13 protein-coding genes are annotated in these 12,352 nt (G+C 66.6%); 5 read left to right on the top strand and 8 right to left on the bottom strand.

The genetic code is table 11. The features are described 5' to 3' along the window. From OOZ48_RS18050 to rpsL, 4 genes are all read right to left on the bottom strand, one after another. On the bottom strand, positions 1-298 hold a 298-nt coding region (locus OOZ48_RS18050), incomplete at its 3' end, for a GTP-binding protein (RefSeq protein WP_269500209.1). A 76-nt stretch (positions 299-374) separates the two neighbouring features. Next, positions 375-2,477: an elongation factor G gene (gene fusA, locus OOZ48_RS18045; protein WP_269500208.1), complete on the bottom strand. Its 2,103-nt coding sequence runs from the start codon at positions 2,475-2,477 to the stop codon at positions 375-377. Positions 2,478-2,507: 30 nt separating this feature from the next. Beyond that, positions 2,508-2,978 (bottom strand): 30S ribosomal protein S7, encoded by a 471-nt coding sequence (gene rpsG, locus OOZ48_RS18040; RefSeq protein ID WP_269500207.1) that lies wholly within the window; start codon positions 2,976-2,978, stop codon positions 2,508-2,510. Positions 2,979-3,134: 156 nt separating this feature from the next. Then, positions 3,135-3,509 (bottom strand): 30S ribosomal protein S12, encoded by a 375-nt coding sequence (rpsL, locus tag OOZ48_RS18035; RefSeq protein WP_269500206.1) that lies wholly within the window; start codon positions 3,507-3,509, stop codon positions 3,135-3,137. Positions 3,510-3,866: 357 nt separating this feature from the next. On the opposite strand from rpsL, the gene OOZ48_RS18030 reads away from it, so the two are divergent. From OOZ48_RS18030 to OOZ48_RS18020, 3 genes are read left to right on the top strand one after another with little or no spacing between them, the layout of a single operon-like run. After that, complete coding sequence (locus OOZ48_RS18030) at positions 3,867-4,577, top strand: IclR family transcriptional regulator (protein WP_269500205.1); 711 nt, start codon at positions 3,867-3,869, stop codon at positions 4,575-4,577. Beyond that, positions 4,574-5,473 carry a 4-hydroxyphenylpyruvate dioxygenase gene (locus OOZ48_RS18025; RefSeq protein ID WP_269500204.1) on the top strand — a complete coding sequence of 300 codons (900 nt, stop codon included), beginning with the start codon at positions 4,574-4,576 and terminating at the stop codon, positions 5,471-5,473. The genes OOZ48_RS18030 and OOZ48_RS18025 overlap by 4 nt, the downstream gene beginning before the upstream one ends. Beyond that, positions 5,470-6,336 carry a sugar phosphate isomerase/epimerase family protein gene (locus OOZ48_RS18020; protein ID WP_269500203.1) on the top strand — a complete coding sequence of 289 codons (867 nt, stop codon included), beginning with the start codon at positions 5,470-5,472 and terminating at the stop codon, positions 6,334-6,336. Before OOZ48_RS18025 ends, OOZ48_RS18020 begins: the two co-directional genes overlap by 4 nt. Positions 6,337-6,366: 30 nt before the next feature. On the opposite strand, the gene OOZ48_RS18015 is transcribed toward OOZ48_RS18020, so the two are convergent. Then, positions 6,367-7,842: an aldehyde dehydrogenase gene (locus tag OOZ48_RS18015; RefSeq protein WP_269500202.1), complete on the bottom strand. Its 1,476-nt coding sequence runs from the start codon at positions 7,840-7,842 to the stop codon at positions 6,367-6,369. A gap of 39 nt (positions 7,843-7,881) precedes the next feature. Then, positions 7,882-8,940 carry a Gfo/Idh/MocA family protein gene (locus OOZ48_RS18010; protein WP_269500201.1) on the bottom strand — a complete coding sequence of 353 codons (1,059 nt, stop codon included), beginning with the start codon at positions 8,938-8,940 and terminating at the stop codon, positions 7,882-7,884. Between the two features lie 171 nt (positions 8,941-9,111). Between OOZ48_RS18010 and OOZ48_RS18005 the strand changes: the two genes are divergently transcribed. Beyond that, complete coding sequence (locus tag OOZ48_RS18005; RefSeq protein WP_269500211.1) at positions 9,112-10,011, top strand: shikimate dehydrogenase; 900 nt, start codon at positions 9,112-9,114, stop codon at positions 10,009-10,011. A gap of 108 nt (positions 10,012-10,119) precedes the next feature. Continuing rightward, the gene (gene aroQ / locus OOZ48_RS18000; protein ID WP_269500200.1) at positions 10,120-10,566 is read left to right on the top strand and encodes a type II 3-dehydroquinate dehydratase; all 447 of its coding nucleotides are present in this window, start codon (positions 10,120-10,122) and stop codon (positions 10,564-10,566) included. Between the two features lie 76 nt (positions 10,567-10,642). Here aroQ and OOZ48_RS17995 read toward each other — a convergent pair whose 3' ends face one another. Beyond that, positions 10,643-11,875 (bottom strand): CaiB/BaiF CoA transferase family protein, encoded by a 1,233-nt coding sequence (locus tag OOZ48_RS17995; RefSeq protein WP_269500199.1) that lies wholly within the window; start codon positions 11,873-11,875, stop codon positions 10,643-10,645. 10 nt (positions 11,876-11,885) lie between these two features. After that, positions 11,886-12,341, bottom strand: coding sequence for a MaoC family dehydratase (locus OOZ48_RS17990; RefSeq protein WP_269500198.1), 456 nt, complete (start codon positions 12,339-12,341; stop codon positions 11,886-11,888). Positions 12,342-12,352: the final 11 nt, after the last annotated feature.

The raw sequence follows: 12,352 nt of genomic DNA, 5'->3' as shown, positions 1-12,352 counted from the left end.
CCATCTGCGCCGCACCCGTGATCATGTTCTTCACGTAGTCCGCGTGGCCCGGGCAGTCCACGTGCGCGTAGTGGCGCGTGGCCGTCTCGTATTCCACGTGCGAGGTGTTGATCGTGATCCCGCGCGCTTTTTCCTCGGGCGCGTTGTCAATCTGGTCGTAGCCACGGGCCTCGCCGCCGCCGGCCTTGGCCAGCACCGTCGTGATCGCCGCCGTCAGCGTCGTTTTGCCGTGGTCAACGTGGCCAATCGTCCCTACGTTGACGTGCGGTTTGGTCCGTTCAAACTTGCCTTTTGCCATGATAGATCCCGTGATTTCCTAGGAAATGAATGAGTTGGGTGTTCCGGCCGGGCGCCTGCCCGGCCGGACGGTTTGTTTACTTCGTGCGTGCCGCGATGACTTCGTCGGCGACGTTGCGCGGCGCCTCGGCATATTGCTTGAATTCCATCGTGTACGTCGCGCGACCCTGGGTCTGCGAACGCAGGCTGGTGGAATAGCCGAACATCTCGGCCAGCGGAACCTCGGCCTTGATGATCTTGCCGCCGCCGGGAATGTCGTCCATGCCTTGAACCATGCCGCGGCGCGACGACAGGTCGCCCATGACCGTGCCGGCGTAGTCCTCGGGCGTCTCGACCTCGACGGCCATCATGGGCTCGAGCAGCACGGGGCTGGCCTTGCGCATGCCGTCCTTGAAGGCCATCGAAGCAGCCATGCGGAAAGCGTTTTCGTTCGAGTCCACGTCGTGGTAGGAACCGAAGAACAGCGTCACCTTGACGTCGACCACCGGGTAGCCGGCCACCACGCCCGCGGGCAGGGTTTCCTGGATGCCCTTGTCGACCGCCGGGATGTACTCGCGCGGCACCACGCCGCCCTTGATGGCGTCGACGAACTCGTAGCCGCCGCCCGCCTCGAGGGGCTCGAGCTTGAGCACGACGTGGCCGTACTGGCCGCGGCCGCCGGACTGCTTGACGAACTTGCCTTCGATTTCCTCGCAGGTCTTGCGGATGGTCTCGCGGTAGGCCACCTGGGGCTTGCCGACGTTGGCCTCGACACCGAACTCGCGGCGCATGCGGTCGACCAGCACCTCGAGGTGCAGTTCGCCCATGCCGGAAATGATGGTCTGGCCGGATTCCTCGTCGCTGCGTACACGGAAGGACGGATCCTCGGCGGCCAGGCGCTGCAGGGCGATGCCCATCTTTTCCTGGTCGGCCTTGGACTTGGGCTCGACGGCCTGCGAGATCACGGGCTCGGGGAACTCCATGCGCTCGAGCAGGACGTGATCGCCCACGTCGCACAGGGTTTCGCCGGTGGTGACTTCCTTGAGGCCGACCACGGCCGCGATGTCGCCCGCCACGACCTCCTTGATCTCGGCGCGGTTGTTGGCGTGCATCTGCAGGATGCGGCCGATGCGCTCTTTCTTGCCCTTGATCGGGTTGAAGACCGTATCGCCCGAACGCAGCACGCCCGAGTACACGCGGATGAAGGTCAGTTGGCCGACGAAGGGGTCGGTCATCAGCTTGAAGGCCAGCGCCGACAGCTTTTCGCCGTCGTCGGCCTTGCGCACGATCTCGTTGCCCTCGTCGTCCGTGCCGCGGACCGGGGGGATGTCGACTGGCGACGGCAGGTAGTCGATGACCGCGTCCAGCATGCGCTGCACGCCCTTGTTCTTGAAGGCGGTGCCGCACAGCATGGGCTGGATCTCGCAGGCGATCGTGCGCAGGCGGATGCCGCGGTCGATCTCCTGCTCGGTCAGCGAGCCGGTCTCGAGGTACTTGTTCATCAGTTCCTCGTTGGCCTCGGCGGCCGATTCCATCAGCTTTTCATGCCATTCGTTGGCCTGGTCGACCATCTCGGCGGGAATGTCGATGTATTCGAACTTGGTGCCCTGGGAGGCTTCGTCCCAGACGATGCCGCGCATCTTGGTCAGGTCGATGACGCCACGGAAGTTGTCCTCGGCGCCGATGGGGATGACGATGGGCACGGGGTTGGCCTTCAGGCGCAGCCGCAGCTGGTCGTAGACCTTGAAGAAGTTCGCGCCGGTGCGGTCCATCTTGTTGACGAAGGCCAGGCGGGGCACGCCGTACTTATTGGCCTGGCGCCACACGGTCTCGGACTGAGGCTGCACACCGCCCACGGCGCAGTACACCATGCAGGCACCGTCGAGCACGCGCATGGAACGTTCGACCTCGATGGTGAAGTCGACGTGCCCCGGGGTGTCGATGATGTTGATGCGGTGTTCCTGGTACTGGTGCTCCATCCCGCTCCAGAACGCGGTGGTCGCGGCCGACGTGATGGTGATGCCGCGTTCCTGTTCCTGCTCCATCCAGTCCATGGTGGCGGAGCCTTCATGGGTTTCGCCAATCTTGTGGTTGACGCCGGTGTAGAACAGGATGCGCTCGGTGGTGGTGGTCTTCCCTGCGTCGATGTGCGCAGAGATACCGATGTTGCGATAGCGCTCGATGGGGGTTTTGCGGGCCATGATGTGTGTCCTAGTAATTGACCGTCTGGGTTACCAGCGGAAATGGCTGAAAGCCTTGTTCGCCTCTGCCATCTTGTGAGTGTCCTCGCGCTTTTTCATGGCGCCGCCGCGGCCTTCGGCGGCATCCATCAGTTCACCAGCCAAGCGCAGGTCCATGGATTTCTCGCCGCGCTTCTTCGCGGCCTCGCGCAGCCAGCGCATGGCCAGGGCCAGGCGGCGCACGGGGCGCACCTCGACCGGCACCTGGTAGTTGGCGCCCCCGACGCGACGGCTCTTGACCTCGACGACGGGCTTGATGTTGTTGATGGCCAGGTTGAAGACTTCGATGGGCTCCTTGCCGGTCTTGGCCTGGATCTGGTCGAAGGCGCCATAGACGATGCGCTCGGCGACGGCCTTCTTGCCCGAGAGCATGACGACGTTCATGAACTTCGCCAGTTCGACGCTGCCGAACTTGGGATCGGGGAGGATTTCACGCTTGGGTACTTCGCGGCGACGGGGCATTTCGATTTCCTTGTGACGTTTCAGTTGAGCCGCCTGGGGCGGCCACGGCCCTCTATTCCGAGAGGACCACTTACATGCCGCGGCGCCATGCCGCGGCTGCACGATGACGGCCGACGAGCGGCCGGGTACAGCAAATTTGGAACGGTGCGGGGCGGATTACTTCTTGGGACGCTTGGCGCCGTATTTGGAACGGGCCTGCTTGCGGTCCTTGACGCCCTGGAGGTCCAGGGAGCCGCGCACGATGTGGTAGCGCACACCCGGCAAGTCCTTGACACGACCGCCGCGCACCAGGACCACCGAGTGTTCCTGGAGGTTGTGGCCTTCACCACCGATGTACGAGATGACCTCGTAGCCATTGGTCAGGCGCACCTTGGCGACCTTGCGCAGGGCCGAGTTCGGCTTTTTCGGGGTGGTGGTGTAGACACGGGTGCAGACGCCGCGGCGCTGCGGGCAGTTCTCGAGCGCCGGGCTCTTGCTGCTCTCGCGGCTGACTTCGCGCGGCTTGCGCAGCAGTTGGCTAATGGTAGGCATGACCTTTACGCATCCTTTGTACTCGCGTACGTTTTTACGTCGATATCCGGGGGGCCCCGGGCAACCCCGATCGGTTCTCGGGACGGCCGTTCAGGCGATTTGCACAAAATCCGCCTGAAACGAATGACGTAAAGAGCGGGTCTTGCACTGGGGCGATATCCATCGCCCCCGATCTACCAGGCCAAGGCGGCGCAAGGCGCCATCCAAAGGCTTTGGTAAGCCCGGCATATTACCATGCCTGACGTAGGCAAGCAAGGTCCGTTCGCACCAGGTGCGCACACCAGAACACAAAAATAGAACACGATTCGGTTATGATATTTACATCCCAATTTTCGCAGACTGCGATGGAGCCAGAACATGACTCGTGAAGGCGTTGCCGCGGTGGACCGCGCGCTGACCATACTGGACGTATTCATCGACGGCGGCGGCAGTCTGACCCTGACCGACATCTCCAAGCGCTCGGGCTTCTACAAGAGCACCACGCTGCGCCTGGCCGAATCCCTCGAGAAATTCGGCTACCTGCGGCGCCTCGAGGACGGCACCTACCGCCTCGGGCCCAAGCCCCTATACCTGGGATCGCTGTATCAAAAGCACTTCCGCAGCGCCGACCTCGTGGTGCCCGTGCTGCGCAAGCTCGTCAACGAACTGCAGGAGGGCGCGTCGTTCTTCGTGCGGGAAAAGGACTCGCGCGTCTGCCTGCACCGGGTCGATGCGCCGCGCTCGGTGCGCGATTCGGTGCACGAAGGCGATTCGCTGCCGCTGCGCATCGGCGCATCGGGCCACGTGATGCTGGCCTTCAGCGGCGAAACCGGCGCCAAGTACGATGCCATCCGGCGCTCCCTCCACGAGGTCTCGGTGGGCGAGCGCGACCCCGAGATCGGCGCGGTGGCCGCGCCGGTGTTCTCGATCGGGCAGGAACTGGCGGGCGTGATCTCGGTCTCGGGTCCCAAGTACCGTTTCAGCGACGACAAGGTGGCCCAGATCATCCCCATCCTGGCGCAGCACGCCGCGACCCTCAGCGAGGCGCTGGGCGGGCGCTGGCCCGGGACGGACGGGCCGGCCCGATGAGCGCCGCCGATCCAGCCGCCGAGGCCAATCCCCTGGGCATGCGTGGCATCGAGTTCATCGAGTATTTGTCGCGCCACCCCGATGAGCTGGGCGCCGTCCTGGCGCAACTGGGGTTTCGCCTGATCGCCCGCCACCGCTCGCGCGAGGTCTTCCTCTACCGCCAGGGGCCGATCAACGTCATCATCAATGCGGACCCGGTCTCGCTGTCCGCCCTGGCGCACCCCGAGGAGGACAACCAGATCAGCGCCATCGCCGTGCGCGTGGCCGACGCCAACCAGGCCTACGAACGCTGCATGCAATGGGGAGCCTGGCCGATCCCGACGCGCGCAGGCGCCATGGAATTGAACATCCCTGGCATCCACGGCGTGGGCGACTCGATCATCTATCTGGTGGACCATCGCCGCCCGTTCTCGATTTACGACGTGGATTTCGACTACCTCGGCGACGAGCGCGCAGTCGAGCCCGTCGTGCCGGGCCTGCACGTGTTCGGCGTGGTGCAGTACATCAACCCGGACCGCAGCGCCGAATGGATCGACTTCTACGGCCAGTTGCTGGGGTTCCGCGTGCTGCCGCCCGACACGCATTTCGGCATCCTGCCGCACGGCACCATTCTGCAAAGCCCCTGTGCGCGTTTCTACCTGCAGCTGGTCGAGCCCGTGGGCGACGCGCTGTACGACACCGAATGGTACGAGCAATTCGCGCGGCTGGCCTTCGGCTCGCCCGACGTGCCGGGCACTGTGCGCGCACTCGAGGCGCGCGGCGTACCCTTCCAGGACAATGCCTTCATCCGTCCGGACAGCCACGGCGCGATTACCGCGGCCATGTCCTACGACGTGAATTTCGAGTTCGTGCACCATACGGCGCCCGACGACGAGGCCGCGGGGGGCGCGACTTGAACCGCGAGAGCTTCGGCATCGATCTGGCCTGCATGGCCGGCCCGCTCGAGGAACGCCTCGCGGCGGCCGAGGCGGCGGGGTTCTCGCAAGTCATGTTGTGGGCGCGCGACCTGGCCCACCACCCGCGCGGCTACCGGGCGGCGGTCAAGCTGGTGCGCGACAGCAAGCTGCAGGTCACCGGCCTGCAGCTGATGCGCAACTACGAGGGCATGAGCGGCCCGGCGCATGAATACAAGCTGGACATCGTCAAGGCGCTGCTGGACGTATGCGTCGACGTGGGGGCGCCGCTGCTGCTGGTGTGCGCCTCGGCGGCGGCCGGCCATCAGCACGACCCCGGCCGCGCCGAGGCCGACCTGCGCAAGCTCGCCAACCTGGCCGTCCCGACGGGCGTGCGCGTGGGCTTCAAGGCCATTCCTTGGGGCCGCGCGGTGTCGGACACCCGCAGCGCCTGGGACCTGGTGGTTCGCGTCGACCACGCCAACCTCGGCCTGGTGCTGGATGCCTTCCATTTCATCGCCGGGGGCCAGGCCCTCGACATCCTCAACGACATCCCGCCGGAAAAGATCTCGCTCGTGCAGCTTGCCGATTTCAGCGTGCCGGTCTTCCAGGAACGCAGCGAGGGCAACGCCGACCACATGCGGGTGTTTCCCGGCGACGGCGTGCTGCATGAGGCGGTCGCGGCCTTCGTGCGGCACGTGGACTGGATGGGATACGCGGGCGACTACAGCCTGCTGGTGTTCAACGAGGACTACCGGCAATTGCCGGCGCACGCCGTGGCGCGCCTGGGCGCGCGCTCCATGGCCTGGGTCAATACCCAGGTCCTGCGGCGGCGCCTGCCGCTCAACCGTCTGCGGCTGGGTTGAGGGCCGGCCCAGCCCCCGGGGGCCGAGGCGTCAGCGCCGAATGAAGGGGTTGGGCACGTCCAGGTCGGTGGAAATCCAGACGCTCTTGGTATCCAGGTATTCGTAGATGGCGTCGGAGCCCGACTCGCGGCCGATGCCCGAGCGCTTGAACCCGCCGAACGGCGTGGTGACGCTGGTGGCGCGATAATTATTGACCCAGACCGTGCCGGCCTTCAGGCGTTCGGTCACGTACAGCGCGCGGTGCAGGCTGCGTGTCCAGACCGCCCCGGCCAGGCCATAGAGGATGTCGTTGCCGATGCGGATGGCATCGGCCTCGTCCTTGAAGGGAATGATGCACAGCACCGGACCGAAGACTTCCTCTTGGGCGATGCGCATGCGGTTGTCCACGCCGGTAAAGATCGTGGGCTCGATGAACTGGCCCGCACCCAGGTCGCTGCGCGCCTTGCCGCCCAGCACGCACTGCGCGCCCTCGTCACGCGCGACCTGGATGTAGCCCAGGATTTTCTCGAACTGCGGGCGGGTGGCGATCGGCCCGATCTGGGTGTCGGGCTGGGTCGGATCGCCGAGTTTTGCCGTGCCGACGAAATCGATCAGGCGGCGGACCAGCTCGTCGTGTATGCCTTCCTGGACCAGCACGCGCGATCCGGCCTGGCAGCTTTGACCCGAGGCGGCAAAGATCCCGGACACCACGCCCTTGACGGCCTGGTCCAGGTCGGCGTCGTCGAAAATGATGTTGGGCGACTTGCCGCCCAGTTCCAGGGTGACGGTCTTCAGGTTGCGGGCCGCGGCCTCGTAGATGCGCTTGCCGGCCAGCTCCCCGCCCGTGAAGCCGATGTGGGGCACGTCGGGGTGCGACACCAGGGGCTCGCCGACCTCGGGGCCGAAGCCGGTCACCACGTTGACCACGCCCGGCGGGAAGCCCGCCTGCTCGAACAAGGCGGCGAATTCCAGCATCGAGGCCGAGGTGAATTCCGAGGGCTTGATCACGGCCGTGCAACCGGCCGCCAGGGCCGGCGCGAGCTTCCAGCTGGTGAGCGTCAGCGGCGAATTCCAGGGGGTGATGATGGCCACCACGCCCTTGGCCTCGTAGCGCGTGTAGGTGAACACCCCCGGTTTGTCGGTGGGAATGACCTTGCTTTCCACCTTGTCGGCCAGGCCGGCGTAGTAATGGAAGTACTCGCCCATGTAGCGCACCTGTGCGACGACCTCGGAGGACAGCTTGCCGTTGTCGCGCTGCTCGATTTCGGCCAGGCGGGGGGCGTGCTCGATCACCAGGTCGGCCAGCCGGCGCAGCAACTGCCCGCGGCGGGTGGGGGTCAGCGCGCCCCAGGGTCCCTCGAAGGCGGCCTTGGCCGCGGCCACGGCCGCATCCACGTCGGCGGCGCTGCCGCGGGCGATGTGCGCCCAGGCCTCGCCCGTGTAGGGGTCCTCGGTGTCGAAATATTCGCCCGTTGCGGGCGGCACGTAGGCGCCGTTGATGAAATGCTGGTATTGGGGCAGGGACATGGGGATTTGCACCTCGTCTGAATCAAATGGGTGTCGGCCTCAGGCCGGGGGCGGCACGGATACGGAGCGGCCCTCGCGGGCGGCACGGCCGATGGCCTCGACCACGCGCAGGTTCTGCACGCCGTCGCGCACGCTGACCAGGGGGGCGGCCTCGCCACGGATGACGGCGGCGAAATGCTCGATCTGGAGGGCCAGGGGATCCTCGCGGCGCAGGTCCAGGGCCTCGGTCTGAAAGGGTTTCCACCACGAACGGTCGGCCGCGTCGGCATAGCTGCGCAGCCGCATGGTCGGCACGGCAAGCGACCCCATGGTGCCCGCCAGGATGTAGCAATCCTCGTCCGGGTAGGTGGCGTAGGCCTTGTTTTCCTGTGAGGTCTGCTCCCAGCTGCGGGGCGAGGCGGCGGTGTCGGACAGCAGGAAAGTGCCCAGCACCCCACCGTCGAAGCGCAGGGCCAGGGCCGCCGTATCCTCGACGGCGTATCCGCGCACGGCATTGGACATGATGGCCTGGACCTCGACGACCTCGCCGCACAGCGCGCGCAGGTTGTCGATCTCGTGGATCATGTTGATCAGGACGGGGCCGCCGCCGGGCTCGCGCCGCCAGGGCGCCTCGGCGAAGTAGTCATCCGGCTTGCAGAACATGGCGCTGCCGCTGACGGCAACCAGGCGGCCCAGACGGCCGCTGCGCACCACCTCGCGCGCCAGCGCCATGATGGGGCTGTGGGCGCGATGATGCCCGACCAGGAACGGCACGTCGGCGCCGTCCAGCGCGCGCACGAGGCGCTCGCCCTCGGCGAGGGTGTGGGCCACGGGTTTTTCGATGAGGGCGGGGACGCCGGCGGCCAGGCATTCCAGGGCCTGCTGCACATGCAGCGCGTTGGGCGTGCCGATGATGACGCCGTCGGGGCGGCCCGCCGCGAACAGGGCGGCCAGGCTGGGGTAATACGGGACGCCGGCCTCGTTGGCCACCGCGCGCGCGGTGGGCGCCGGATCGACCACGGCGGCCAGTTCGCAAGAGGGGCTGGCCTGGATGCGCAGGATGTGCTGGCGCCCGATCAGGCCGGCGCCCAGCATGGCGATCTTGGATTTCGAAGTCATGGGCGAGCGTCTCGGAAGCCTTGGATTCAGTTCTTTCCAATAGAATCATATTCTGTCAAACAGAATAATTCAAGCCCAGGAAATTCCTGAGCCCGTTCCGTTTGACGCTATCCTGGTAGGCCTCCTATAGTGCCGCTATGTACGATTTAGTACATAATCCATGGAACCATGATGCATCCTGACTCTGACACCCCTTCCCTGCTGCTCGGCCTCATCGGCGAGGGCATCGGCGAATCCCTCAGCCCCACCCTATACGAGGATGAGGCGGCCCGCCACGGCATTCTCTGCATCTACCAGCGGATCGACCTGGACGTGCTGGGCCTGACCTCCGCGCACCTGGACGAATTGCTCACCGCCGCCGAACGCTTCGGTTTCGCCGGCCTGAACATCACTCATCCCTGCAAGCAGGCCGTCATCCCCCACCTGCACGAACTCTCGGACGAGGCGCGTGCAATCGGCGCGGTCAACACCGTAGTCCTGCGCGACGGCCGACGCATCGGGCACAACACCGATCACTACGGTTTCTCGCAGAACATCCGCGAACACCTCGGGGCGCGCGAGGTGGGGCGCGTGGTTCAGGTGGGCGCCGGCGGCGCGGGATCCGCGGTCGCCGACGCGATCCTGGGGCTGGGGGCGCAAGGGCTGACCGTGTTCGACCCGGCCGCCGGGCGTGCCGAGGCCCTGGCACAGGCGCTGCAGGCCCGTTTTCCGAACGCCACGGTGCGCGCCGGCGGCGACCTCGCCGCGGCCATGCGCGAGGCTGACGGCCTCGTCAACGCAACACCCGTGGGCATGCGCAAACATCCCGGCACGCCCTTGCCGGCCGAGCTATTGGAATCGCGCCACTGGCTCTCCGAGCTCATCTATTTCCCGCTCGAGACCGAGCTGCTGCGCGTCGCCCGGGCCAAGGGGTGCCACACGATCGATGGCCTGGGCATGGTGGTGCACCAGGCCGCCCGGGCGTTCGAGTTGTACACGAACGGCATCCCGGCGGACGCGCCGCGCATGGCCGCCCACGTCGCCGAGGTGCTGGCCAAGCGCGCCGCGGCGCTCGACAAACTGCGCACGTAATAGAATCATGGGCATGGGTCCGCACGCGGACTCATCGCAACCGCAAGGCCGCCCCAAGACAGGGGCGCCCCCCGACACCCAGACAGACATCCACAGGAAGCACTCGACATGAAGATCCTCATGCTCCATGGCATCAATCACAATATGTTCGGCAAGCGCGATCCCAAGCAATACGGGACCATCACGCTCGAACAGATCGACGCGCAACTGGCCGAGCTGGCCAAGGAACTGGGCGTCGAGATCGACAGTTACCAGACCAACTGCGAAGGCGCGATGTGCGAGCGCGTCCACCAGGCCTACACCGACGGCGTGGACGCGGTCCTGATCAACGCCGGCGCCTGGACCCACTACAGCTACGGCTTGCGCGACGCATTGGCGATCCTGACGGTGCCCATCGTCGAGCTGCACATGTCCAACATCCACGCCCGCGAGGAATTCCGCCACAAGTCGGTCTTCGCCGAGATCGCCCTGGGCCAGATCTGCGGCTTCGGCGTGGACAGCTACCTGCTGGCGCTGCGCGCCGCGGTGTCCGCGGCCCAGGCCAAACAGGCCTGAGCCCTCCCGGCGACGGCCGGGGGCAACGAAACGGGCGCCGCGTGGCGCCCCTTTTTTTCGTGCCCGCGCGGGCGTCTCAGGCTTCCAGCTCGGCGACCGCCGCCTCCTGGTACAACACGCCGTCGCGCATCATGGCGTCGATGTCGGCCGGGCCGAAGCCGAGTTCCTCGGCGATCTGCCGGTTGTGCTGGCCCATGAGCGGCGCCGGTTCGCGGATGGTGGTATCGCAGCCCGAGAACCGGAACGGGGTATTGAGCAGCTCGACCTCGCCCAGGACGGGATGGTGCTGGCGCACCACCATGCCGCGCGCCTGGATCTGGGGGTCATGGAGCACCTCGCCGATGTCCTGCACCTTGGCGCAAGGCACGTCGATGGCGTCCAGCGCCGCCAGGCACTCGGCCACGGTCCGCGTTTCGGTCCAGGCGCGCACCACAGGCAAGGCATCCAGGCGGTTCGCATTGCGCCCCGCCGCCGTATGAAAGCGCGTGTCCGCGGCGAAGGCCTCGCCGCCCACCAGCAGCGCCAGGCGCTTCCAGGCGGCGTCGACCTGCGCGGCGATCACCAGGTAGCCGTCGCGCGCCGTGAACACGCCATAGAGCGTCGAGTCCGGCAGGTCGTGGCCGGTCTGCTCGGGAATGATCCGGCCGCCCGAGAGCGTATAGCATTGGCCCGCATACTCGTGCATGGACACCAGGCAGTCGTACAGCGACAGGTCGATGTGCTGGCCACGGCCCGATTTCACGCGCCCCAGCAGGGCGGCATTGATGGCCGCCACGCCGTGGATGCCGGTGTACATGTCGCCCAGCGCGATGCGCAGCAGCGGCGGCGCCTCGCCCGGCGAGCCGACCATGGCCATGATGCCGCTCTTGGCCTCGGCGATCAGGCCGAAGCCCGCGCGGTGGGATTCGGGCCCGGTGTGGCCGTAGGCCGAGACCGAGCAATACACCAGGCCGGGGTTCAGGGCCGAGAGCGCCTCGTAGCCCAGGCCGAGCTTGGCCAGCGCGCCGGGTCGATAGTTCTCGACGAAGACGTCGGCGGTGGCCACGAGCTTTTCCAGCATGTCGCGGCCGCGCGGATCCTTCAGGTTGACGCACAGGCCTTTCTTGCCCATGTTCTGCTGCAGGAAGTAGCCGCTCTGGCCATCGATGAAGTAGGGATGATGCCGTCCGGCGTCGCCTTCGGTGGGGCGCTCGACCTTGATCACCTCGGCGCCCAGGGCGGCCAGGCAGCGCGACAGGTAGGGACCGGCCAGGAAGTGGCTGTAGTCGATGACCCGGAAGCCCTCCAGGGGGCGTGCTTGCGTTGTCATGTGGTGTCTCTCAGTGTGTGGAATCGGGGCGGCAGGGAATCATGAGCCGGTGCTCGCCGCGCTGCACGACCTCGCCGTGCTGGTTGCGCAATTCGGCCGGGAGCACCAGGATGCCCCAGCCTGGGCGGCTGCGCGACAGGCGGGCGCTGGCCACGCGAAAGCGCACCTGCACCGTGTCGTCGATCTTGATCGGCCCCGCGAAATCCCAGGTCCAGCCCAGCGACATGCCGGGCACAAAACGCAGGTCGGCCTGCGTCTTGAGGCCATCGGTCAGTGCCAGGCCCAGCAGGCCGTGGGCCACGCGCGTGCCGAACGGCGTGGTGCGGGCGTAGGCTTCGTCGGTATGGACCGGGGTGTGGTCGCCGGTGAGGTCGGCATAGGTGTCGATGTGCGCCGCGGTCACGGTGAACGGGGGCGAGATGCCCTCGGCGCCGACCTCGACCTCGTCGAAATAGAGTTCCTTCATCGGTTCGATCC

The sequence above is a fragment of the Castellaniella sp. S9 genome (assembly GCF_027257175.1).
Classification (GTDB): domain Bacteria; phylum Pseudomonadota; class Gammaproteobacteria; order Burkholderiales; family Burkholderiaceae_B; genus Castellaniella.
Note: the sequence above shows the minus strand (reverse complement) of the source record. Positions and strands in the feature narration are given on the sequence as shown.